Source organism: Pyramidobacter sp. YE332, assembly GCF_033060595.1.
Lineage (GTDB): Bacteria > Synergistota > Synergistia > Synergistales > Dethiosulfovibrionaceae > Pyramidobacter.
This window is the reverse complement of sequence record NZ_CP133038.1, coordinates 2,142,322-2,164,113: the sequence shown is the minus strand read 5'-3', so window position 1 is coordinate 2,164,113 and position 21,792 is coordinate 2,142,322. Positions and strand designations below refer to the sequence as shown.

19 protein-coding genes and 2 tRNA genes are annotated in these 21,792 nt (G+C 60.0%); 13 read left to right on the top strand and 8 right to left on the bottom strand.

Features of this window, described 5'->3' with window-relative positions; all coding sequences use genetic code 11:
- The first annotated feature begins 140 nt into the window (after window positions 1–140).
- Window positions 141–812 carry a GntR family transcriptional regulator gene (locus RAH42_RS10225; protein WP_078016674.1) on the top strand — a complete coding sequence of 224 codons (672 nt, stop codon included), beginning with the start codon at window positions 141–143 and terminating at the stop codon, window positions 810–812.
- Window positions 813–1,110: 298 nt separating this feature from the next.
- Window positions 1,111–2,472: an MATE family efflux transporter gene (locus RAH42_RS10220; protein WP_317539422.1), complete on the top strand. Its 1,362-nt coding sequence runs from the start codon at window positions 1,111–1,113 to the stop codon at window positions 2,470–2,472.
- An 83-nt stretch (window positions 2,473–2,555) separates the two neighbouring features.
- Here RAH42_RS10220 and RAH42_RS10215 read toward each other — a convergent pair whose 3' ends face one another.
- Window positions 2,556–3,344, bottom strand: a complete 789-nt coding sequence (locus RAH42_RS10215) for an IclR family transcriptional regulator (protein ID WP_317539421.1) — start codon at window positions 3,342–3,344, stop codon at window positions 2,556–2,558.
- 245 nt (window positions 3,345–3,589) lie between these two features.
- Between RAH42_RS10215 and RAH42_RS10210 the strand changes: the two genes are divergently transcribed.
- A complete protein-coding gene (locus RAH42_RS10210) occupies window positions 3,590–4,537 on the top strand; it encodes a TAXI family TRAP transporter solute-binding subunit (protein ID WP_078016670.1) in 948 nt (315 codons plus the stop codon).
- 115 nt (window positions 4,538–4,652) lie between these two features.
- Entirely contained in the window at window positions 4,653–6,596 is a 1,944-nt protein-coding gene (locus RAH42_RS10205) for a TRAP transporter permease (protein WP_317539420.1), read from the top strand.
- Between the two features lie 258 nt (window positions 6,597–6,854).
- On the opposite strand, the gene RAH42_RS10200 is transcribed toward RAH42_RS10205, so the two are convergent.
- Window positions 6,855–8,153 (bottom strand): 2-hydroxycarboxylate transporter family protein, encoded by a 1,299-nt coding sequence (locus RAH42_RS10200; RefSeq protein WP_120372868.1) that lies wholly within the window; start codon window positions 8,151–8,153, stop codon window positions 6,855–6,857.
- Window positions 8,154–8,253: 100 nt separating this feature from the next.
- A complete protein-coding gene (locus RAH42_RS10195) occupies window positions 8,254–9,432 on the bottom strand; it encodes an NADP-dependent malic enzyme (RefSeq protein WP_078016668.1) in 1,179 nt (392 codons plus the stop codon).
- A 226-nt stretch (window positions 9,433–9,658) separates the two neighbouring features.
- On the opposite strand from RAH42_RS10195, the gene citD reads away from it, so the two are divergent.
- From citD to RAH42_RS10170, 5 genes are all read left to right on the top strand, one after another.
- Entirely contained in the window at window positions 9,659–9,928 is a 270-nt protein-coding gene (citD, locus tag RAH42_RS10190) for a citrate lyase acyl carrier protein (RefSeq protein WP_078016667.1), read from the top strand.
- Window positions 9,929–10,807 carry a CoA ester lyase gene (locus RAH42_RS10185; RefSeq protein WP_078016666.1) on the top strand — a complete coding sequence of 293 codons (879 nt, stop codon included), beginning with the start codon at window positions 9,929–9,931 and terminating at the stop codon, window positions 10,805–10,807. It begins immediately after the preceding gene.
- Window positions 10,804–12,213 carry a citrate lyase subunit alpha gene (citF, locus tag RAH42_RS10180; RefSeq protein ID WP_317539419.1) on the top strand — a complete coding sequence of 470 codons (1,410 nt, stop codon included), beginning with the start codon at window positions 10,804–10,806 and terminating at the stop codon, window positions 12,211–12,213. The genes RAH42_RS10185 and citF overlap by 4 nt, the downstream gene beginning before the upstream one ends.
- 72 nt (window positions 12,214–12,285) lie before the next feature.
- The gene (locus tag RAH42_RS10175; protein ID WP_317539418.1) at window positions 12,286–13,536 is read left to right on the top strand and encodes an aconitase/3-isopropylmalate dehydratase large subunit family protein; all 1,251 of its coding nucleotides are present in this window, start codon (window positions 12,286–12,288) and stop codon (window positions 13,534–13,536) included.
- A 14-nt stretch (window positions 13,537–13,550) separates the two neighbouring features.
- The gene (locus tag RAH42_RS10170; RefSeq protein WP_317539417.1) at window positions 13,551–14,054 is read left to right on the top strand and encodes a 3-isopropylmalate dehydratase small subunit; all 504 of its coding nucleotides are present in this window, start codon (window positions 13,551–13,553) and stop codon (window positions 14,052–14,054) included.
- 66 nt (window positions 14,055–14,120) lie between these two features.
- On the opposite strand, the gene RAH42_RS10165 is transcribed toward RAH42_RS10170, so the two are convergent.
- From RAH42_RS10165 to RAH42_RS10150, 4 genes are all read right to left on the bottom strand, one after another.
- On the bottom strand, window positions 14,121–14,534 hold the full coding sequence (locus tag RAH42_RS10165) for a PH domain-containing protein (protein WP_078016661.1): 414 nt from the start codon (window positions 14,532–14,534) through the stop codon (window positions 14,121–14,123).
- A gap of 216 nt (window positions 14,535–14,750) precedes the next feature.
- Window positions 14,751–15,953 (bottom strand): alpha/beta fold hydrolase, encoded by a 1,203-nt coding sequence (locus tag RAH42_RS10160; protein ID WP_078016660.1) that lies wholly within the window; start codon window positions 15,951–15,953, stop codon window positions 14,751–14,753.
- A gap of 223 nt (window positions 15,954–16,176) precedes the next feature.
- Window positions 16,177–16,252, bottom strand: a tRNA-Glu gene (locus tag RAH42_RS10155).
- 10 nt (window positions 16,253–16,262) lie between these two features.
- Window positions 16,263–16,336 (bottom strand) — tRNA-Gln (locus tag RAH42_RS10150).
- 519 nt (window positions 16,337–16,855) lie between these two features.
- Between RAH42_RS10150 and RAH42_RS10145 the strand changes: the two genes are divergently transcribed.
- The 4 genes from RAH42_RS10145 to lptB all read left to right on the top strand — a co-directional run bounded on the left by RAH42_RS10145 (window position 16,856) and on the right by lptB (window position 21,214).
- Complete coding sequence (locus RAH42_RS10145) at window positions 16,856–17,878, top strand: IS30 family transposase (protein ID WP_317539274.1); 1,023 nt, start codon at window positions 16,856–16,858, stop codon at window positions 17,876–17,878.
- Window positions 17,879–18,296: 418 nt separating this feature from the next.
- Complete coding sequence (locus tag RAH42_RS10140; protein WP_078015945.1) at window positions 18,297–19,559, top strand: class II fructose-bisphosphate aldolase; 1,263 nt, start codon at window positions 18,297–18,299, stop codon at window positions 19,557–19,559.
- Window positions 19,560–19,589: 30 nt separating this feature from the next.
- Window positions 19,590–20,483 (top strand): hypothetical protein, encoded by an 894-nt coding sequence (locus RAH42_RS10135; RefSeq protein WP_317539416.1) that lies wholly within the window; start codon window positions 19,590–19,592, stop codon window positions 20,481–20,483.
- A complete protein-coding gene (gene lptB / locus RAH42_RS10130) occupies window positions 20,480–21,214 on the top strand; it encodes an LPS export ABC transporter ATP-binding protein (RefSeq protein ID WP_317539415.1) in 735 nt (244 codons plus the stop codon). The genes RAH42_RS10135 and lptB overlap by 4 nt, the downstream gene beginning before the upstream one ends.
- A gap of 16 nt (window positions 21,215–21,230) precedes the next feature.
- On the opposite strand, the gene RAH42_RS10125 is transcribed toward lptB, so the two are convergent.
- The gene (locus RAH42_RS10125) at window positions 21,231–21,689 is read right to left on the bottom strand and encodes a hydrogenase maturation protease (RefSeq protein WP_296427420.1); all 459 of its coding nucleotides are present in this window, start codon (window positions 21,687–21,689) and stop codon (window positions 21,231–21,233) included.
- Window positions 21,690–21,792 lie beyond the last annotated feature (103 nt).

Here is a 21,792-nt window from a genome sequence, read left to right as displayed (position 1 = left end):
CGCTTTATCGAGGCTGGGGTCGTCGTTCTTCCCGTTCATTGAAGGCGCTTTACGCGAAAGACGCGATCTCTTGAAAGAGCCGTTCTATGCTGCGAGAAAAAATTTTGCCGTGAAATTGTTTTCTCCGAGGAGATGATAAAATGTCGTATCAGTCCGCAATTCCCCAGTCCGTTACCGAGGAAGTGACGCGTTATTTGCACCGCCAGCTGTTGGTGAGAAAACGCTTCCAGCCCGGCTCGTTCATCCGCGAGAACGACGTGGCCGAAGAGCTCAAGGTAAGCCGCTCTCCGGTGCGCGAGGCGCTGAAGATCCTCGAGTCCTACGGCATCGTCAAAACTCTGCCGCGGCGCGGCGCCCTGGTGCTGCAGTACACCAATGCCGACGTGGGGGAGATCTACGATGTGCGCGTACTGCTCGAGTCGAAAGTCTATTCTCGGATCGTGAAAAACCATCTGCTGAACGACGAACATTACCGGTATCTGATGAAGTGCATCGACGATTACCGTGATATCCGCGCGGCCTTCGAGAAAAACCTTCAGGAGGGACAGCTGGATTTCTTCGATCTGGAATGCCGCTTCCACTTCTATATCCACGGGATCTCGGGACTGTCCTGGACTTCCGAGCTCCTGAAGAAGACCTATTCGCGCCTGTTCCAGTACATGATCCACAACGTCGGCCTCGAGGACCTGGAAAGCATCCTCACGTTCCACACCAACATCGTGAAAAACCTGAGAAGCGGCGATTTGGCGGCGCTGGGAGAAAACCGCATTGAAAGCTACATGCTGGACAAAGCTTACCGCCCCGATCAGTGACGCCGATCCTCGATAGGAAACGACAACTGAGGCGCCGCTCTCCGTGGGCGTCCAGCCGCTCGGGAGCATCTCGACCGCTGCGCGGCCTGCGCAGCTCGCGTCGAGGCTCTCCCCGGAGGGCTTGGCGGGCATTCGTTGTTTGAGTCACGAATGAGAGATGCTTTTCCGGCGCTGTCGGTCGCTCCTTCCGAGTGGATTCCTGCGGAAGGAGCTTTTGTTTTTCGGTCGATCGACAAACCGCGCGAACGAATCTAAAGTGAAAAAATCTTGGCGACGATCGGGAAATGGGGGATGAATCGTGGCGGGGCGGACGGTAGACTTCACTCGGGGCGGCATCATCGGAAAGATCGTCGCCTTTGCGGTGCCCATCGTTCTGGCGGAAATGCTCCAGAACCTTTATAACACGGTGGATTCGATGGTCGTCGGCAATTTCGTCGGCGACAAGGCGCTGGCGGCCGTCAGCGTGTGCTCGGCCGTTTCGCAGATGGTGGTGGGATTTTTCAACGGCATGTCCATCGGCGCCTCGGTGATCGCGGCCCGGTATTTCGGCGGCGGCGAACGCGAACGTCTCGGCGCCGCCATGCGCACCGCCTTTGCCTTTGCGGCCGCGCTCGGACTGATCCTCTCAGGCGTCGGCATCTTCGCCGCGCCGGGACTGCTTGGCCTGATCTCCGTGCCGGCGGAAGTTTACGGCGACGCCGTCGTCTATCTGCGCATCTATCTGGCCGGGATTCTCTTCACCGTCGTCTACAACGTGGCGGCCGGCCTGCTGCGCGCCGTCGGCGATTCGCGCGGCCCGTTCAACGTCCTCGTGCTGGTCTGCGCTCTCAACATCGTTCTCGATCTGCTCTTCGTCGTGGTCTGGGGCTGGGGCGTCGCCGGCGTCAGCGCAGCGACCGTGGTCTCGCAGATGGTAGCAGTGTTCATCGTCTCCTTCCGGCTGAAAAAGCACGACGGCAGTTTCCGGCTCACCTTCGGCGAACTGTCCCGCGAACGGGAAATCCTGCGCCGTGTGATCTCGATCGGCATGCCGGCGGGAATGCAGAACTGCCTGATCTCCTTCTCGAACTTGTTCGTGTGGCGCTACATCAGCGGCTTCGACGCGGCGGCGATGGCTGGACTGGGGGCCACGCAGCGGATCGATCGCTTCGTGGCGCTGCCCTGCAAAGGTTTCGGCATGGCACAGACCACTTTCGTGAGCCAGAACGTCGGCGCCCGCAAGGCCGAGCGCGTCAAGCACGGCTTCAAAAGCTGCCTGCTGTTGTCCCTGACGTACTGCTTTACCGTCAGCGCCGTGCTCTTCGCCGCCGCTCCGTACTGCATCAGACTGTTCAACGACGCGCCCGCCGTCGTAGCGGCCGGCATCGACATGATGCACGTGATGCTGCCGTTTTACGGTTTCATGGCCCTGCGCGAAGTCTGCTTGGGCACGCTGCGCGGCTACGGCGACACGCGCGTTCCCATGATCCTTTCGCTGATCGGTATGGTCGTGCTGCGCCAGCTCTATCTGGCGGTAGCGCTGGCGCTGGATCACCGCATCATCCACGTCTATGTCGGCTATCCGCTTGCCTGGGCGGCTACCGCGGCGCTGACGCTCGGCTATTACCTGGCGAAGCGCCGTCGGTACGAAGCGATGGCCTCGCTTCGTACCGAAAAATGACGCAGTACGGGGCGGCAGCTTTTGGAATGAATTCAAAAGCTGCCGCCCCGTACTGTATGGAGACGGAAATGGCGCTCCCGGCGTCAGCCCCGGGCTTGGGAGCGCGTCCCGAGGGCCGAGTCGGGCGCGCCGAAGGAACGGGAAAGTTCACGGCATTCCCTGACGATAACGGGAGCTGCTTTCGCCTTGATCTCGTCGGTGAAACGGAAGCTGGGACCGGAGATACACAGGCAGGCCGTCAGCTTGCCCATAAAGTCGAAGAGCGGGCAGGCGATGGACGACGTGCCTTCCTCGCGTTCGGCCAGACTGACGGCGTAACCACGCTGCCGCGCCTCGGCGACTTCGCCGAGGAACTGAGCCCAGCGTTCCTTCCGATCCTGCGGAGCCTCCGCGTACACGCGTCGAATCTCGTCGGACGTCATGAAGCCGAGAAAGATCTTTGCGGTGGCGCCGGCCCAGAGCGGATAGTAGGAGCCGGGATGAGAAATGCGCTTCAGCTCGTGAAGGCTGACCGCTTGTTCGACGCAGACGCGCCAGATGTCATGTTTATAATAGAGACTGACCGTTTCGCCGAATACGTCACGCAGCCGCCGCATGACCGGCAGCACGGCATTTTTGATGGAGTCGTGCGCCTGAAAGAGTTTGCCCAGGCGGTAGGCCTTCCAGCTCACGCGGTAGAGACGATTGGCGTCGCGCTCAAGAAAGCCTTCCTCGCACAGCGCCGCAAGAACTCGCAGCGTGGTGGGCATGGAAAAACCGGTTTTTTTCGTGACGGCGGTCAGCGAGAGCTGTGGGGCATCCTCGGAAAAGCAGTCGAGCACTGACAGACATTTTCTTATCGATGAAACTCCGTTGACTGATTTTGCAGACATTTTTCCCCCTCGTTTTTTGAGTGAAAGTCTAGACTCTCAAGAACTCACTGGCGCTACAAAAATTTTATCATTTTATTTCATAATATGGAAGTCAGTGTGTAACAAAGAAACATTATTTGCTCATTGACAAAGGGGGAAAGGTGTTTCATAATTGGGTTCGCTTAGTAAAAGTTGCTTTCATCATGTAAAATGCAGTGCTCGTTTGCTTAAGAAAATGTCAGAACATTGAGGAGGAGGCAGCAGTTATGATTCGTAAGACAGTGAAAAGCGTTTGCGCGGCAGCAGCGTTCTTGGGAATGACGGCAGCGGCCGGTTTTGCGGTTGACTTCGCCCGCATCGGTACGAGCAGCGTAGGCGGCGGATTCTATCTGATCGGCAACACGATTGCCCAGATCGGCAACGCGGCCAAGAACGGCGTCAACTATACGGCGGTGACCGGCGGTTCCACAAAGAACGTCAACGGCTTGGCGAAAGGCGATATGGAGTTCGGCATGTGTCAGTCCGCCACGGTCGACGAGGCTTTGAACGGCTCCGGCCCCTTCAAGGCGCCCGTGAAGAGCATCCGTTTCGTCGCCGCCATCTATCCGATGCCGTGTCATGTCCTGGTCAGCGGCGAAGACATGAAGAGCGTCGCCGATTTCCGCGGCAAACGTATCGATTACGGCGCCATCGGGCAGGGGATCGAGACGTATAGCCGCATTATTCTGAACGCCTACGGCATCAAGGACGAAGACGTGACGATCAACCGTTACGGCAAGACCGAGAGCGCCGAAGCCCTGAAGACCGGCGAGGTTCAGGGCAACTTTTGGACCACGACCGCGCCCAACGCTCAGGTCACCGACATGATCACCGGCGGCGTGCGCCTTTTGTCCATCGACGAGGACAAGCGTCAGCAGATCGTCAAGGAGCATCCTTATTTTGCTCTTGCGACCATCCCCGGCGGCACTTACGACAAGCATCCCGACGACGTCAACACGATCGCGGCCATTGGCGTGCTGCTGTCCGACGAAAAAGTGAGCGAGGACGTCGTGTACAAGACGGTCAAGGCCATGTTCGAGGGGCAGGAGGAGTTGAAAAAGCGTCTTCCTGCGTATTTCTCCAACTTCGGCCGCGAGCATGCCCTCGACGGCTGCGCCATGGAGATCCATCCCGGCGCGCTCAAGTATTACAAGGAGATCGGTCTGATTAAGTAAAGACGATCTCGCGGCGAAAATCGAACAGGGAGAGTCCTGCCGGCTCTCCCTGTTTTTGCACGGTCCTTGGCCTTTTATAAAATATGTGTTTTTGAGACGAGGGGGATTTTTCTCGATGACGACGCGCATTTCAGCCCAGAGCGTTGCCGACGCCAACGTTCAGGCTCGGCAGCTTCAGAAAAAACCGGGCAAACGCCGTACCTTCACGGGAGCGATGGGTACGCTGATCACGGTCCTGGCCGTCGCGTTGGCGGTCTTTCAGCTTTACACCGCCTTTTTCGGCGTGCTGCCGACGATGCAGCAGCGCAGTTTTCACGTCGCTTTCATTCTTCCCATGATTTTCCTGCTTTACCCGGCCGCGAAAAGATCGCCGCGCGACCGCGCCACGGCTCTTGACTGGATCTTTGCGATCGCGTCGGGCGCCTGCGCTCTTTACGTGTTCTTCGCGTATGAAAGCATCGCCACTCGCGCCGGTGAAGTTTACAGCTACGAGCTCTGGCTTGGCGGCGTCTTCACCGCGCTGGTGTTTATCGCTGGGCGGCGCGTGCTTGGCTGGCCGCTGCCGATCTTCTGCTTCCTGTTTTTGCTGTTTGCCTACTTCGGGCGCTCGATGCCCGGCCCCATTCAACACTTCGGCCTGTCGGTCCCGCGCATCATCGAAGAGCTCTATCTGACGACGGACGGCCTCTTCGGTTTGGTGACGGGCGTTTCGGCCACGTACATTTACCTGTTCGTGCTCTTCGGCGCCTTTTTGACGTCCACGAAGACGTCGGATTTCTTCAACGACATTTCCATGGCCTTGACAGGGCATCTGAAGGGCGGCCCCGCCAAGATCTCCGTGCTCTCCAGCGCTCTGATGGGCACGATCAGCGGCAGCACGTCGGCCAACGTGGCGACGACGGGCGCCTTCACGATCCCTCTGATGAAAAGCATCGGCTACGAACCGCACTTTGCCGGCGCCGTCGAAGCGGCCGCCTCCACCGGCGGGCAGATCATGCCTCCCGTCATGGGAGCCGCAGCGTTCATCATCGCCGATACGCTGAACATTCCCTACACTCAGGTTCTGCTCTGCGCGATCGTTCCCGCTCTGCTGTACTTCTGGGGCATCTGGTGTTCGCTCAGCCTCGAGGCTTCGCGCCTCGGCCTGAAAGGGCTGCCGAAGGAGACGCTCCCCCGGGCCGGAGAAGTCCTGGTCAAGAGCGGCTACAAAGCGATCCCTCTGTTCGTGATCGTCTACTTCCTGGTCAAGGGGTACAATCCGCTCTATTCCGGCTGCTGGGGCATCGGCTGCTGCGTGCTGCTGAGCTTTGTGAAGAAATCCGACCGCATGGACCTGACGACGTTCGTCAACACGCTGAAAGACGGTTCGCTGGGCGCCCTTTCGGTCGCCATGGCCTGCATCATCGTCGGCAACGTCATCGGCATGATGGGCGCCACGGGCGTGGCCCTGCGCATCGGCGATGCCGTGCTGGCGCTGACGCGGGGACATTTGGTCCTGACCATGTGCGTGACGCTGCTGATCGCGACGCTGCTCGGCATGGGCATGCCGACGACGGCGAGCTACGTCATGGCCAGCGCTGTGGCGGCCCCCGCCTTGACTCTGCTCGGCGTAAGAGGTTTGGACGCGCATATGTTCGTGTTTTTTTACGCCGTCCTCTCGTCGGTGACGCCGCCGGTCTGCGTGGGCGCCTACACGGCTGCCGGCCTGGCCAACGCCGATCCCAACCGGACGGCTTTTACCGGCGTCAAACTGGCTCTGCCGGGTTTTATCGTGCCGTTCATCTTCGTGCTGGCTCCCGAGATCCTGCTGACCAACGTCACGAACTGGTTCGTCACGTTCCAGGCGATGATTTCCGCCGTGGTGGGCGTGTTCCTGCTGTCCTGCTTCACCGAGAACTTTTTCATGGCGCCGCTGCGCTGGTATGAACGCCTTCTGGCGCTGGTCGGCTCCCTGGCTCTGCTTTATCCCGGCACTCTGAGCGACGCGGTGGGCCTGGCGGCCCTCGTTCTCCTCTGGCTGGCGACTAGGGGCAGAACGAGTCCGAACGCCTCGGTCTGAGACGGTAAAAATTGTCACTCGCGGTCGGCTCACAGCCTCGTTGAAAACGTGGCACAGCATCCGAAAGGAATTGGTGCGCGGTATAAAACGCGAAAAAACTGATGAATCTTCATTGATCGAAAATGTTCCACGTGGAACATTACAAACGCCCCCCTGATGGCAACTGGGCTGTCAGGGGGGCTTGTTATTTCATTCGTTTCCCTTTGTGACTTGATGACATCTTTTGTTTAATTTTCTCCGCTTTCACTACTCTACGCATTAAATGATCTGCAGCAGCACGCTGGCGAGGATCAGCATGAAGGCACCGCCGATGCGGGAGGAGATCTGCGCGAAGGGCATCAGTTCCATGCGATGGGCCGCGGAAAGGACGGCCACGTCGCCCGTGCCGCCCATATTGGCCATGCAGAGCCCGGCGGTGATGGCCGACTCAACGGGATAAAAGCCGACGAGGCGACCGACGAGGCCTGAACCGATGATGGCGCCGAAGACCGTCACGCCGACGAGCAACAGGTACTGGCCGGAGAAGGCGGAAATGATCTGGCCGAGGTCGGTGTAAGCCACGCCGATGCCGGCGAGCAGGACGGCCGTGAGGTTCTTCATGACGAACTGGAACCACTGGTAGCAGCAGATCTCGTAATACTGGGGAAGAATCCCCAGCGCCTTGACGACGGCGACGGAGATGATCATCCAGGCGTAGCTGTGGATCTTGGGAATGAAGAACGCGACGATGCGTCCCCAGGCGAAGAATGCCGTCGCCAGCAGCAGGCCGACGCCCATGACCGTCAGGCTGATGGCATCGCGCTTTTTGAGAAATTCTTCGTCGGCTTGAATGGCGTCGTCGGCGCCCTTGGTGATGAGCAGATCGCCGTTTCCGGTGAGGCAGGGGAACGACTTGCCGAGTTTGCTGAGCAGCCCGCCGGCGACGATGGCCATGGCGTTGCCGAGGGCGACGGCGGGGATCATGATGTTGATGATGTCTTCGGGTTTCTGCGCCAGCGTCTCGCCGAAGATCTTCGACAGCGGCACCGCGCCGGCGCCCATGCCGCCGCCCATGATCGGCACGGCGATGTAAAGGATGGCCTGCTTGGCGCCGTAACCGGTCAGTTCGCCGACCAGCCCGGCCAGGCCGATCGCTACGGCGACGCCGCCGACGATGGCGGGCAGATAGCGGATCGCGGCGCGGATCAGCAGATCGCGGTTCATGCCGAGGATCGAGCCGCAGATCAGCGCGGCGATGTAGAAGTCGAGGAAGCCTTCGCCTTTCATGAAGTTCGTGACGATCTTGACGGTCGCGTCGGGAATGAGATGATAATAACAGAGTGTCGCCATGCCGAAAATGATGACGATGGCGCCGCCGCCGAGGTAGGTGTTGACGATCGGGCAACGGTTGCCGATCTCGTTGAGAACGGCGCCGACGACGATCATGAACGGAAAGGCGCCGATCATGCCTTTGGGCAGCACGCCCATATACGTCGCCACAAGGACGATGGCCGCGAAGACGGCGAAGATCTGCCAGGGCATGTTGAACAGCCTGAGGCTTTTGCTTTCTTCAGACATTTGTGGAATTCCTCCTCAGAACGGAAAATTTTTCGCGGCGCGACGTCGGCTCGGCCCGAGCGACGCCGCGCCGGTACAACCATAGGGGATGGAAAAGTTTTTACAGCCGCGCCACGCCGGTCTTGCGGGCGGCGTCGGCCACGGCTTTCGCCACCGCGGGCACGACGCGCTTGTCGAACGAGTCGGCGATGATATGGTCGGGCGTCAGTTCTTCGTCGGGGATCAGCGCGGCCAGCGCATAGGCGGCGGCCAGCTGCATTTCGTCGTTGATCTGCGTGGCGCGGCAGTCGAGCGCACCGCGGAAGATGCCGGGGAAGCCGAGGCAGTTGTTGACCTGGTTGGGAAAATCCGAGCGCCCGGTGCCGACGACCATCGCGCCGGCGGCCTTGGCTTCGTCGGGGAAGATCTCCGGCACGGGGTTGGCCATGGCGAAGATGATCGCCTTCGGCGCCATGGTCTTGACCATCTCTGCCTTGAGCGCGCCGCCGACGGAGGTGCCGAGGAAGATGTCGGCACCTTTGATCACGTCGGCCAGCTGGCCTTTTTCGTGATTCGGATTGGTGATCTTGGCGAGCGCGAGCTTGGCGGGGGCGAGCTCCATGTCGTCGGACAGAGCCCCCTTGCTGTCGAGGGCGACGATGTTCTTCGCCCCGGCCAGCGTCAGCATCTTGCTGATGGCCGTGCCGGCCGCTCCGGCGCCGTTGAGGATGATCTTCACGTCGCCGATCTTCTTGCCCACGACTTTGAGCGCGTTGATCACGGCGCTGAGCAGGATCACGGCGGTGCCGTGCTGGTCGTCGTGGAAGACGGGGATGTCGCAGACGGCCTTGAGACGGTCCTCGATCTCGAAACAGCGCGGCGCGGCGATGTCTTCGAGGTTGATGCCGCCGAGCGTGGCGGTGATGTTCTTGACGATGCCGATGATCTCTTCGGTGTCCTGCGTCTCGATGCAGATGGGGATCGCGTCGATGCCCGCGAAGTTCTTGAAGAGGCAGCACTTGCCTTCCATCACGGGGATGGCGGCCTTGGCGCCGATGTTGCCGAGACCGAGCACGGCGCTGCCGTCGCTGACGACGGCGACGACGTTGCTCTTGGACGTGTAAGTGTAAACTTCTTCCGGCTTTTTGTTGATGACGCGGCACGGTTCGGCGACGCCGGGCGTGTAGGCCACGGCCAGTTCCTGCATGTTGGTGACGGGCATCTTGCTGACCATGGCGAACTTGCCCACGGTTTCCTTGTGGCGCTCCAGCGCGATTTCGTAAATCGTTTTTTCTGCCATTGAGAACTCCTCCTTTTGAATGTGGAGCATAGACTGCTGTAAACAAAACGTTATAATTTTTTCTATTATACACGAAACTCTTCGGAAATGCCGTATTTTTGTTTCTCAACGACTGACGAAAACATCGTTTACAGACGGAGCGCCCGTGCTAGAATAAAAACGATTCGGATGATCCGTCGGCGCTGAAGAAGGGCCGCTTCGTTTTTTTGACAGGGAGGGATGCCGTTTGGAGATCAGGAGAAAAGCCGTTGCCGGCACGCTGGAATCGAGCGACGCGCTGGTGGAGATCGAACCGGGGCGCGGCGTTGCCGTCGAACTGGAATCGGTCGTGACGGCGCAGTTCGGCGCTTCGATCGAGAAGACCGTGCGCGAGGTGCTGAAGGAGTTCGCGGTGGAAAACGCGTCGCTGCGCGTCGTCGATCGCGGCGCGCTCGACTGCACGATCCGCGCCCGCGTGGAGACCGCGATCAAACGCGCGGCGGAGGAGGAAAAGTAAATGCGCCGTTCCATGCTGTTCCTGCCGGGCAACACGCCCAACATCATCGTCAACGGCGACGCGCTCGGCGCCGACAACGTCATCCTCGACCTCGAGGACGCCGTCGCGCCGGACCAGAAAGACGCCGCCCGCATCCTCGTGCGCAACGCCATCGAAGCGCTCGGCTTCGAAAACGTCGAATTGACCGTGCGCATCAACTCGCTCGACACGCCGTACTGGCAGGCCGACCTCGACGAGATCGTGCCGCTGCGTCCCGACTTGATCATGCCCGCCAAAGTCGGCGGCGCGGAAGACGTCGCGACGCTCGACGCCTACATGGCCGAAGTGGAAAAACGACACGGACTTCCCGCCGGGACCGTGAAGCTGATCCCGCTGATCGAGACGGCGCGCGGGCTGGAAAACGCCTACGCCGTCGCTTCGGCTTCGCCGCGCGTGGCGGCGATCTTCCTCGGCGCCGAAGACCTGACCGCCGACCTGCGCTGCCCCCGCACCAAGGAAGGAACGGAGATCTTCTACGCGCGCAGCCGCATGGTTTCGGCCGCCCGCGCCGCCGGGATCGACGTCTACGACACGCCGTTCACCGACGTCAACGACGACGAAGGCGCCGCCAGGGACGCGCGGTTCGCGCGCAGCATGGGATTCAGCGGCAAGGCCGTGATCTCGCCGCGCCACGTGCGCGCCGTCAACGAGGCGTTCAGCCCGACACAGAAGGAGATCGACTACGCCCGCGAAGTGCTCGCCGCCATCCGCCAGGCCAAGGAGCAGGGGCGCGGCGCCGTCTCGCTGTACGGCAAGATGATCGACAAGCCGATCGTCGCGCGCGCCGAGCAGACCATCGCCATGGCCGAAGCCATCGCCAAAGGAGGACGCGAAGAATGAAAGACAGCAAAGTCGTCGCCACGCTGAAAGACGCCGTCCTCCGCTCCGGGCTGAAAGACGGCATGAGGATCTCGTTCCATCATCACCTGCGCAACGGCGACGGCGTGATGAACATGGTCCTGGCCGAACTGGCCGCCATGGGCTACCGCGGTCTGACGCTCAACAGCAGCTCCGTGTTCGACGTGCAGAGCTCCATTATCGATCACGTCAAAAGCGGTCTCGTCAGCCGCATCGAGACCAACTACATGGGCGCCAAGGTCGGTCGCTTCATCTCCGAGGGCGGCATGAAGGAGCCGGTCGTCTTCCGATCGCACGGCGGCCGCCCGAGCGCCATCGAAAACGGCGTCACGCCGATCGACGTGGCGTTCGTGGCCGCGCCCGCGGCCGATCCCATGGGCAACGCCACGGGCAAACGTGGCAAAAGCGCCTGCGGCTCCCTCGGCTACGCCGAAGCCGACGCGCGCTGCGCCCGGCATACGATCGTCGTCACCGACAACCTTGTCCCGTACCCGCTCGAGGACGCGCTGATCCAGGAGCAGTGGGTCGACAGCGTCGTCCCCGTGGACAGCATCGGCGATCCGCGGGGCATCGTTTCCGGCACCACGCGCATCACCCGCGATCCCGTCGCTCTCGCCATGGCGCGCACTACCGTCGACGTGATCCGCGCCTCCGGCCTGCTTAAAGACGGGTTTTCCTTCCAGACGGGCGCGGGCGGAGCTTCGCTGGCTGCCGCCACGTTCCTCAAAGACGTGATGCTGGCTGAAAAAATTCAGGGCGGCTACGCCCTCGGCGGCATCACCAGCGCCATCGTCGATATGCTGAACGCCGGCTGCTTCCGTTCCATCATGGACGTGCAGTGCTTCGACCTCGGCGCCGTGGCCTCGATCCGCGACGATCCGCGTCACGTGGAAATTTCGGCGACGCGCTACGCCTCGCCTACGTCCAAGTCCTGCTGCGTCGACAGCCTCGACGCGGCCATCCTCGGCGCGACGGAGATCGACACCGACTTCAACGTCAACGTGCACACCGATTCCAACGGTTTCATCATGGGTGGCAGCGGCGGCCACAGCGACGTCGCCGCCGGGGCGAAACTGTGCATCGTCGTCGCGCCGCTGATCCGCGCCCGCCTGCCCATCGTCACCGACCGCGTCACCACGATTTCCACTCCCGGCCGCACGGTCGACGTGCTCGTCACCCAGAAGGGCGTGGCCGTCAATCCGGCCCGCGCGGCCCTGCGCGGTCGTCTGGCCGAAGCGTGCGTCACGATCGTGGACATCCACGACCTCAAAGCCATGGCCGAGAAGCTGACCGGCGTGCCCAACCGCCCCACGCGCGGGACCCGCGAGGTGGCGAAGGTCATATACCGCGACGGAACTCAGATCGACAGCATCAAGAGCGTGAAATAATTTCGCGCGGGGCGATCCTTTTGACCGGGACGGCCCGCATTGTCACAGACATCGCAGGGGGGAGATGCTGCAATGCACGCAACGGAAAAAATCCTCGCCGCCCACGCCGGACGCGCGTCCGTCGCGGCGGGCGAGATCGTCAACTGCACGGTCGACGTGGCCGGGATCAACGACCTGTATCTGCAGACCGTGCGCTCGTTTTTCGAGATCGGCGGCGTCACAGTCCATTCGCCGCAGAACGTGGTGATGTTCCTCGACCACTACGCGCCGGCCTCGTCGATCCAGCAGGCCGACAACCAAAAACAGTTCCGCGAGTTCTGCGACGCGCAGAACATCGCCAACCTCATGGACGTGAACGAGGGCGTCTGCCACCAGATCTGCGTGGACAAGGGCTTTTCGCGCCCCGGCCGCCTGATGGTGATCACCGATTCGCACACCACCACTCACGACGCGCTGGGGGCGTTGGGCACCGGCGTCGGCGCCACCGACATGGCCGCGATCCTGATCTCCGGGCAGCTGTGGTTCCGCGTGCCCGAAGTGGTCAAAATCGTCCTCGACGGCGCGCCGCGCCAAGGCATCTTCGCCAAGGACGCGATCCTGCACGTCATCGGCGCGTTGGGAGCGGATTACGGCGTCTACAAGGTGATCGAGTTCTGCGGCGAGGCCGTGCGCCGTATGCCGCTGTGCGAACGCCTGACGCTGTGCAACATGACCACCGAGATCGGCGCCAAGACGGCGTGGATCCAGCCGGACGAAGTCACCTTCGCGCACATGAGGCGGCTTGGTATCGACGACTACACGGTGTACGATACCGATCCCGATTACCGTTATGCCGCCGTGCACCGTTTCGACGTCGGCGCGCTCGAGCCGCAGATCGCCGAGCCGGACAGCGTCGACAACGTGCATCCCGTTTCGCACTGCGCCGGCGTGAAGATCCAGCAGGCCTTCCTCGGCACCTGTACCGGCGGCCGCTTCGAGGATCTGGAAATCGCCGCGCGCGTCGTCAAGGGGCGGAAAGTGCCGCGCGGTGCGCGCTTCGTCGTCGTGCCGGCCAGCCGCAAAGTGCTGCTTGAAGCCGTCAGAAGCGGCGTCATGGAGACGCTCGTCGAAGCCGGCGCCACGTTCGTCACGCCCGGCTGCGCCGCCTGCCTCGGCACGCACGAGGGCATGCTCGCGGGAGGCGAAAACTGCATCAGCTCCTCGAGCCGCAACTTTCCCGGCCGCATGGGCAGCGCCGAGGCGCGCATCTACCTCGGCTCTCCCGCCGCCGTAGCGGCTGCGGCGGTCGCCGGCGAGATCGTCGATCCCGCCGAATTCCTGTGATCAGGAGGCATCCCATGGACAAAATCATTTCCGGCCGCGCCCGCGTCTTCGGCAGCAACATCGACACCGACCAGATCTATCCCGGGCGCTTCCTCTCCGAGACCGATCCCGACGACGTGAAGCGCCACGCCATGGCCGGCGTCGATCCCGAATTTGCGGCCAGCTTCCGGCCCGGAGGCCTGATCGTCGCCGGCACGAACTTCGGCTGCGGCTCCTCGCGCGAGCATGCCGCCGCCACCCTCAAGGCCGTGGGCGTCGGCGCCGTCGTCGCCGAGTCCTTCGCGCGCATCTTCTTCCGCAACGGCGTCAACCTCGGCATCCCGCTCGTGGCCTGCCCCGGAGTTTCGAAAAAAGTCAGGGACGGCGACCGACTCACGCTCGACTTGTCCCGTTCGCTGCTGAAAAACGAAACCAGCGGCGAAGAGCTGCCCTGCGAGCCCGTCGGCGATTACGCTTTGACGATCCTCGAAGCCGGCGGCATCAAGCCGCTGCTGAAGGCCCGGTACGGCCGCCGCTGAAACGGGCGTTTGGGTACAAAAAAACCGGCCCCTGCGCAGGGCCGGTTCAATTTTTTTGTAAAGAAACTACTCGCCTTTGGCCAGAGCGATGTTTTTGGACACGGTGGAGATCATGCGGGCGATGTCGGTCTTGCGCACCCAGGAGATCACCACGTCGTCGCCGGAGACGCCGGCGGTGCTGATGCGGAGTTTGCCGAAGAAAATGCCGCGCTCGCCGCGGATGGAGTTGATCTTGCCGTAGGGGAAAATGCGGTCGTCGCTGCCGTAGACGATGCCCGAGTCGAGCACCATGAAGCGGCGGTTGGTCGCCACGACGAGCACGGTATTCTTTTTGCCGTCGTAGCCGCTGGTCAGGAATTCGATCACTTCGCCCTCGTCGATGATCTTGGGCAGGGCGCGGCGCTCTTTTCCGGTGAACCACTTGTGATAGGGACCGATTTTGCGGAGTTGCTCCCGGACGACTTCTTTCGATACTGGCATTGAGAAATCCCTCCTGAAAAGTAATGTTGGGTTGGATAGCAAGGAAAATTCATTTTCCGTTCAGGGCATGAAAACCCTTCGCAAGATTATACCCTCGATTTTGAAATTTGAGAACAGGCCCCGCATTTTTGCGTCACGGCGGAAATTTCGGCGAGGCCTTTTAAAAAGACAGAACCGCAGAGCCGGCCGTCGCACGGCGGCCGGCTCTGCGGTTTTTTATCCGCGGTCCCTGGCGTCCAGAGCGTCCATCCAGCGGCAGATCGAGTCCAGAGCCAGTTGGGTATTGCCGCAGCTGCAGTGATCGCCGGCCTCTTCGCGGTCGGTGAAGAGGCGGAAGGTGAGCGAACGCGCGTTTTTCAGCATGGCGATCTCCTTGCCGACCAGCGTGTAGGGGATCATGATGTCGTGCTGCGCGCCGAGGATGAGCACGTCCTGATCGATTTTTTCCGCCACGGGAGCCAGATCGTAATCCGCGAGCGCCAGCCCGAGGTCGAACGGCGTAGCCGCGCCGTAGCGCGGCAGCATTTTTGCCAACGCCAGCGCGTGCAGGTCCCCTTTCTTCACGCTGCGGCGGAAGAGTCCGTTGACGACGCTTTTCATATTCGCTTTCAAGAGGGAGCGGAGCGCTTGGGCGCGCGCTTTTCCGGCCGTCGCCCGATACACGTCCCAGAACGAGGGGAAGACCGACCAGCCGATCACGCGCGAGATCCGCTTGTCGAACGCGGCGGCCCGCGGCGCGAAATAGCCGCCGAGCGAAACGCCGACGATCGCGACGTCGCGCAGATCGAAGCGCGCCGTGATCGCCGCCACCGGCTTTTCCCACGCGGCGGTAAAGGGAAGGCCGCGCAGCCGCGTCACCGCGCCCTGGCCGGGCCCTTCGAACAGATAGACTTCGTAACCCCGTTCGCGCAGGTACAACATCGGGAAGAAGAATTCCTCGTAATAGGAGTCGTTGCCGCCATGAACGAGAAAAACGCCTTTTTTCTTCCGTTCCGGTTCTGTGTGCATGACCGGCAGCGTAACGTCCTCGTAGGGAACTTCCAGACGCTCGACGACGGGCGCGCTGCCGGAACCTGGCGTGAAATAATCCGCAAAATATCCGTAAAACAGCTCGCGGGCTTTGTTGTAGCACGCGAGGGCGTCGGGATCGCCGCCGTCCATGTAGAATTCCGCCATCCGGTAATAGGCGATGGCATTGCCGATGCGCTCTTCGGCGAGCGCCCGGGCGCCGAGCTCCATGAGGATTTTCTTCCAGTCGTCGAAGTCTCTGATCTGCCGCGAAACGCGTCTCACCTCCTCCAGATCGCCGCCGCTCCAGCTGATCATGCGGTTCAACTGATAGTTGAGGTGCGGTTCGTCGTTGAGTTCGTGAAAGCCCTTTTTGAAAACGATCGGTGCGCCGACATCGTATTTTTTCATGGGTTCCTCTCCTTTCGGCCGTTCCCTTGCGGCATGCGGCTGTCCGTCCGAGGCGGACAGACGAGTTTTTCATTTTTATCTGTTAAATATTATAGCAGACGCGGCGGAAAATCGTGTGCCGCCGGCTCTTTCATGAAAAAGACGAGGCGCCTCACCCGTTGAAGGTGAAGCGCCTCGATATTTTTCGTCCTCTGGTTGCGTTTTCCGAACGAGAATAAAAAAATGGCACTCTCTAGGGGATTCGAACCCCTGTTACCGGGCTGAGAACCCGATGTCCTGGGCCACTGGACGAAGAGAGCGCGTAAAAAATGGCTGGGATACAGGGATTCGAACCCCAATTCTCTGATCCAGAGTCAGATGTCCTGCCGTTGGACGATATCCCAAAGCCTCATGTTAAATTGAGCTCGGCGTCTTCCGCAGAGCAAGGGAATAATAGCATGCCTCAAAAAAATTGCAAGACCCTGATCGAGAAAATCCCGAGATGTTCCCGAGTGAAATTCTTCAAGGTAAATGCAACGCAACATCCGGTACCCCGTTGCATTAAATCTGAATTAAAAGGAGCTTGCATTTAGTCTGAATTGATGAAAGACCTTTCTTACGAGACAACAGATCTCGGAAAGGAGTTCATCATCATGAACAAACATTTGACTCTGGCTGAAAGAAAAGCCATTGAAAGCGCCCTCAACCGGCGAGAATCTCTCAGAAGTATTGCCTCAACGGTTCTGAAGTCGCCGAGTACGATCTCCAGAGAGATCAGAAAACATGCAGAGACTGTCTTCAAAGGCTGTTATGGCCGGACAGTAAACTGCTGCCTTCACCGGTATGACTGCTCCGTTACTTCCCTTTGTAACACCTCTCCGAAATGCCGTTCACTGTGTTTCCGGTGCTCAAGATGTAATACGATGTGTCCTGACTTTAAGGAGGAGGTCTGCCCGCAGCTTTCGGTTCCTCCGTATGTCTGTAACGGCTGCCCCAACCGTCACCGCTGCACTTTAAAAAAACGGATCTATTCTGCTAAATCTGCAAATGACTCTTACGAGAAAACTTTGCATGAGGCTCGTGAAGGCTTCAATATCTCCGATGCCGAGCTTGCAGATATTGATTCTTTTTTCTCTCCTCTCATCAAACAGGGGCAGTCTCTCTATCATATTATCCGTAATAATCGAGATACTGTTCCCTGTTCTGAAAGTACCGCCAGACGGCTCCTGCTTTCGGGTATTTTAGAGGCACGGAAAATAGACTTGCCCCGAGCTGTCCGTTTTAAGAAGAGAAAGGGAAAAAGAAATAACATGAAGGTGGATAAAAAATGTCGTGAAGGCCGTACCTACAATGATTTTCTCTCTTTTTCGGAGAAACATCCGGACATGCTTATTACCGAAATCGACAGTGTCGTTGGCACCACAGGAGGAAAAGTTCTTCTGACTGTCATCTTAAGAAACTGCAACTTTATGCTGGCTTTTTTGAGAGATAAAAATACTGCTCAATCTGTTGAGCAGATTTTTACAATGCTCTTCACTCTTCTGGGCAGGAAACGCTATAAGTCCATGTTTCAGGTCCTTCTTGCTGACAACGGTACAGAGTTTTCCAATCCGACGGCTATCGAAAAAGGTCCGGACGGAGAAAGAAAATCATATATGTTCTATTGCAATCCACAAGCACCGCAGGAAAAAACGAAGGTTGAAAATAATCATACTCTCATTCGAAGGATCCTTCCCAAGGGAACAACTTTCGACAATTTATCCCAAACTGATATCAACCTGATGATGTCTCATATAAACTCATACGGGAGGAAAAAATTTAACGGAAAATCTCCTGCAGAGATCTTTATCAACCTGTATGGCGAGGATGTATTGCATTTACTCGGACTCGAACTTATTCCGCCACAGGATATCTGTTTAAAGCGGACTCTTCTCGCCGGTAAATAACGGCTCCTTTTTAATTTCTTGATTGCATTAACTCTGAACTGAAAATTTTGCTTTCAGTTGAGGATCACTTTTGTATGCACTTTTTTCGGACAATTTCCTCGTAACAGCTTTTCATCCCCTTGAATTTGTTCCGTTAGCGCAATCTTGATCGTTATTATGTGTTCGTAATGACTGCTTGCTGCTTTTGTCCTGTCAAAGTAAATGCAACCCTGTCGCATTTACTTTGACGAGGTTGCATTTACTCTGAAAATTTACCGATGTTCCCGAGGCGGTTGTGTTTCGTCCGAAAATAACGCCCCAAAAGCGCCGCAACGTTTGAACTTATGGCGTTCAGAGTCTATAATTGAGCTGAAAGTTTTTGCGGAACCACGAATTTTCTCCTCAAAAATCCTATTTCAGAAAAGGAGTATGAACGATCATGGACGTTAACGACAAACTTTACCGCAAAGCGCTCGACCGTCGCCCTCTCAATGTGAGAAACCGCTGGGAAAACGAAGACGTAGGACTGTTCAGCGGCCGCGATATTTTCGACGCCATGAAGGAAAACGAGGCGATCGTGCTGGCGGCGAACGCCCGCCATCCGCTTACGGCCAAGGGCGTGCTGCGCGCCGCCAAAAAACACAGCGCCGCCGTGCTGATCGAGATCGCCAAATCGGAGACCAATTACTGCGGCGCCAATTTCGACAATCTCGTCGACTCCACCGTGCAGTATTCCAGGGAGCTGGGGCACGGCGCGGTCTTCGCCATGCACGTCGATCATTACGGCATCAAGGGCAAAGAGGACGTGATGAAGGCGGTCGCGCAGATGGGCGAGATCGTCGCCAAGGGCTGGACCTCGGTGGCGATCGACGCCTCGCATCTCGACGACTGGAACAATCTCTGCGCCACGCGCGACGTGGCCATGCACATCCCGCCGTACTTCGGGCTTGAGGCCGAGGTGGGCGAGATCAAGGGACCGGGCGAATTCTCCACGGTGGAAGAAGCGTCGTATTTCATCGGCGGGCTCAACTCGTGGGGCATCTTCCCCGACCTGATCGCCATCTCCAACGGCAGCAAGCACGGCACCTACGACAAGACGATGGGGCAGGACGAAGGCATCAACCTCGAGCGCACGCTGGAGATCGCCACGGCGCTGCGGCCTTACGGCGTCAGCATCGCCCAGCACGGCATCTCCGGCACCGACATCGAGAAGTGCGCCAAGTTCCGCAAGTACGGCATCGTCAAGGGCAACGTGGCGACGCTGTTCCAGAATGTGATCTTCGGCATCAAGATGGAGCCGGATACGGGCAACGCGGTGATCGAGGGCGATTCCTACGTCAAGGAAGCGGACCGCGGCATTCCCGTCGAACTGTGGAACGAGATCGTGGCGTACTGCGACGGCAAGGGCATGAGCCGCAAATCGGGCGACTACAAGAAGGCGAATCTGCCCTTCTGCGACAAGATCCTCGCCCTGCCCGACAAATATCTGGACCGCATCCTCGACGAGACGGAGTACTGGGCGGAGCGCTTCATCAGGGCGTTCAACGCCGAGGGCACGGCCGACAGGGTGATCGAGATCGTCAACCGCCGCGGCACGTGGAACCCGCTGCCCGAGCGCAAGATCATCGCCGACCGGAGCGATTTCCGCGCCGACAACGCGCCCACGAAGGGCGGCAACGACGGCGGCGATTATTCCGAATAAGCGATGAGAAACTTTCCCGCGAAAATTCTTTTGAGCGTTCTGCTGCTGGCGGCGGGAGGCGCTGCGCTGACGGCGGCTCCCGTCGCCACGCAGCTTACCGCCGACGCCATGGACTACGATATGGAAAGCGGCGAGTTCAAGGTGCAGGGACACGTGACGCTGAAGCGCGAGGACGTGACGCTGACGTCCGCCTACGGCGAAGCCAGCACGAAAACGCAGAAGGCGCGCCTGTGGCGGAGCGTGCGCGCTTTCGGCACTTATCGCGGCGAAAAGCTCGACGCCGTGTGTGCCGAGCTGACGGCCGACTTTTCCGTTTCCGGCGGCAGCTATGCGATGAATGGCAACGTGGACGCCGCCTTCGGCAGCCGCGTGCTGCGCGCGGCCGTGGCGCGGCTGAGCGGGCAGACTTTCGGCGCCGAGGACGTGACGCATTTCGAGGATAAAGACCGCAATATGGTCATGACGTGCCGCACGCTGAGCGGCGATTACGACGCCCAAGGGCTTCGCGCCGCCGAAGGAAAGGGGAACGTCACGGTCGTGCAGCAGGATGAAGAGAAGGTTTCGCGCCTCTGGTGCGACGCGCTGTCCTATTCCCGCGCGGCCGACACGCTGACGGGGACCGGCAGCGCCAAGATCCACGTGCAGCCCAAGAGCGGCAAAACCAGCGAGACGACGATCGAATGCGAAAAACTCGTCTACTCCGTGGGCGGCAGCGTCGTGACGGCGACGGGCAAAGCCCGGGCCGTGCAGGACGGGCGCCGCATCAGCGCCGAGACGCTGATCTACCATCCCGATACCGGGCGGCTCGAGGCCAAGGGAACGCCGCGCATCTCGGTGGATCTGACGAATCTGAAACCGTCGCCGCGGACGCCCGCGAAGAACGGAGCTCCCGCCGCGGGAAGCGAAAAAGGCGGCAAGAAATGAACGCGATAAAAACGCTGAGCGCGACGGGGCTGAACAAGAGCTTCAAAAAACGCCACGTCGTCAACGACGTCAGCCTCGAGTTCAGCACCGGCGAGGTGGTTGGCCTGCTCGGCCCCAACGGCGCCGGCAAGACGACGAGCTTTTACATGATCGTCGGCCTGATCGAGGCCGATTCGGGCGTTGTCAGGATCGACGACCGCGACGTCACGGGGCTGCACGTATATCAGCGCGCCCGCTGCGGCATCGGCTATTTGCCGCAGGAAGCCTCGGTGTTCCGCAGCCTGTCCGTGCGCGACAACATCGATCTGGTGCTGCAGGAGCGCGGCATCGAGACGAAGAAGCGCCGGCAGATCATCGACGAGCTGGTGGAGGAATTCGGCCTGACGGCGCTCGCCGACGTGATGGGCTATTCCCTTTCCGGCGGCGAGCGCCGCCGGCTGGAAGTGGCCCGCACGCTGGCGCTCGATCCCGATTTCATCCTGCTCGACGAACCGTTTGCCGGGATCGACCCGATCGCGGTCGGCGACATCCAGCAGATCGTCAAAACCCTGAAGGACAAAGGCTACGGCATCATGATCACCGACCACAACGTGCGCGACACGCTGGCCATCACCGACCGCGCCTACATCATCTATCAGGGCGAGATCAAGGTGAAGGGAACGTCTGCGGAGATCGCCGACGATCCCTTTGCGAGAAAATATTATCTGGGCGATTCGTTCCGCCTCGACTGAAGAGGCGTTTTCCGGCTTATTCGAGCGCGGCGATCCCGTCGAGCCGTTCCTCGGCGATCAGATCGGCGCACTCCTGCGCCGCCTGGACCGCCGCGGGCGTGAGCCCGATGCCGAAATCGACGCTCTGCGGCTGGATGGCGACGACCCAGGCTTCGCAGTCCGACGGCAGCGTGCCGGCCAGCAGCTGCGGCAGCGGCAGATCGTGGCTGGTGAAGGAAGGATCGTCGACGCGCGCCAGCGGAAATCGGCGCAGAGTTCCGGGCGGCAGCCCCATGTCGGAGGCGTCGATCAGCAGAAAGCGGCGCGGGCGCTCCCTTGCGAGCGTGGCGAGATAATTGCCGGGCGCCAGCTCGCAGCGGCGCAGCGAAAAGCCCGACAGATTCCTTTCGCCGAGCAGGCGCACGACCTCGAGCCCGGCGGCGTCGTCGCGCAGCAGAGGATTGCCGACGCCCCAGACGGTGGTATGGGTTCTCATATTCTTGCGGCCCCTTTCGATTGGCCGGCCCGAAACGGAAATGTTCCACGTGGAACATTCCGTTTCGGCGGGTCGAGTCTCTTTTGTGGAAAATCCGCGAAAA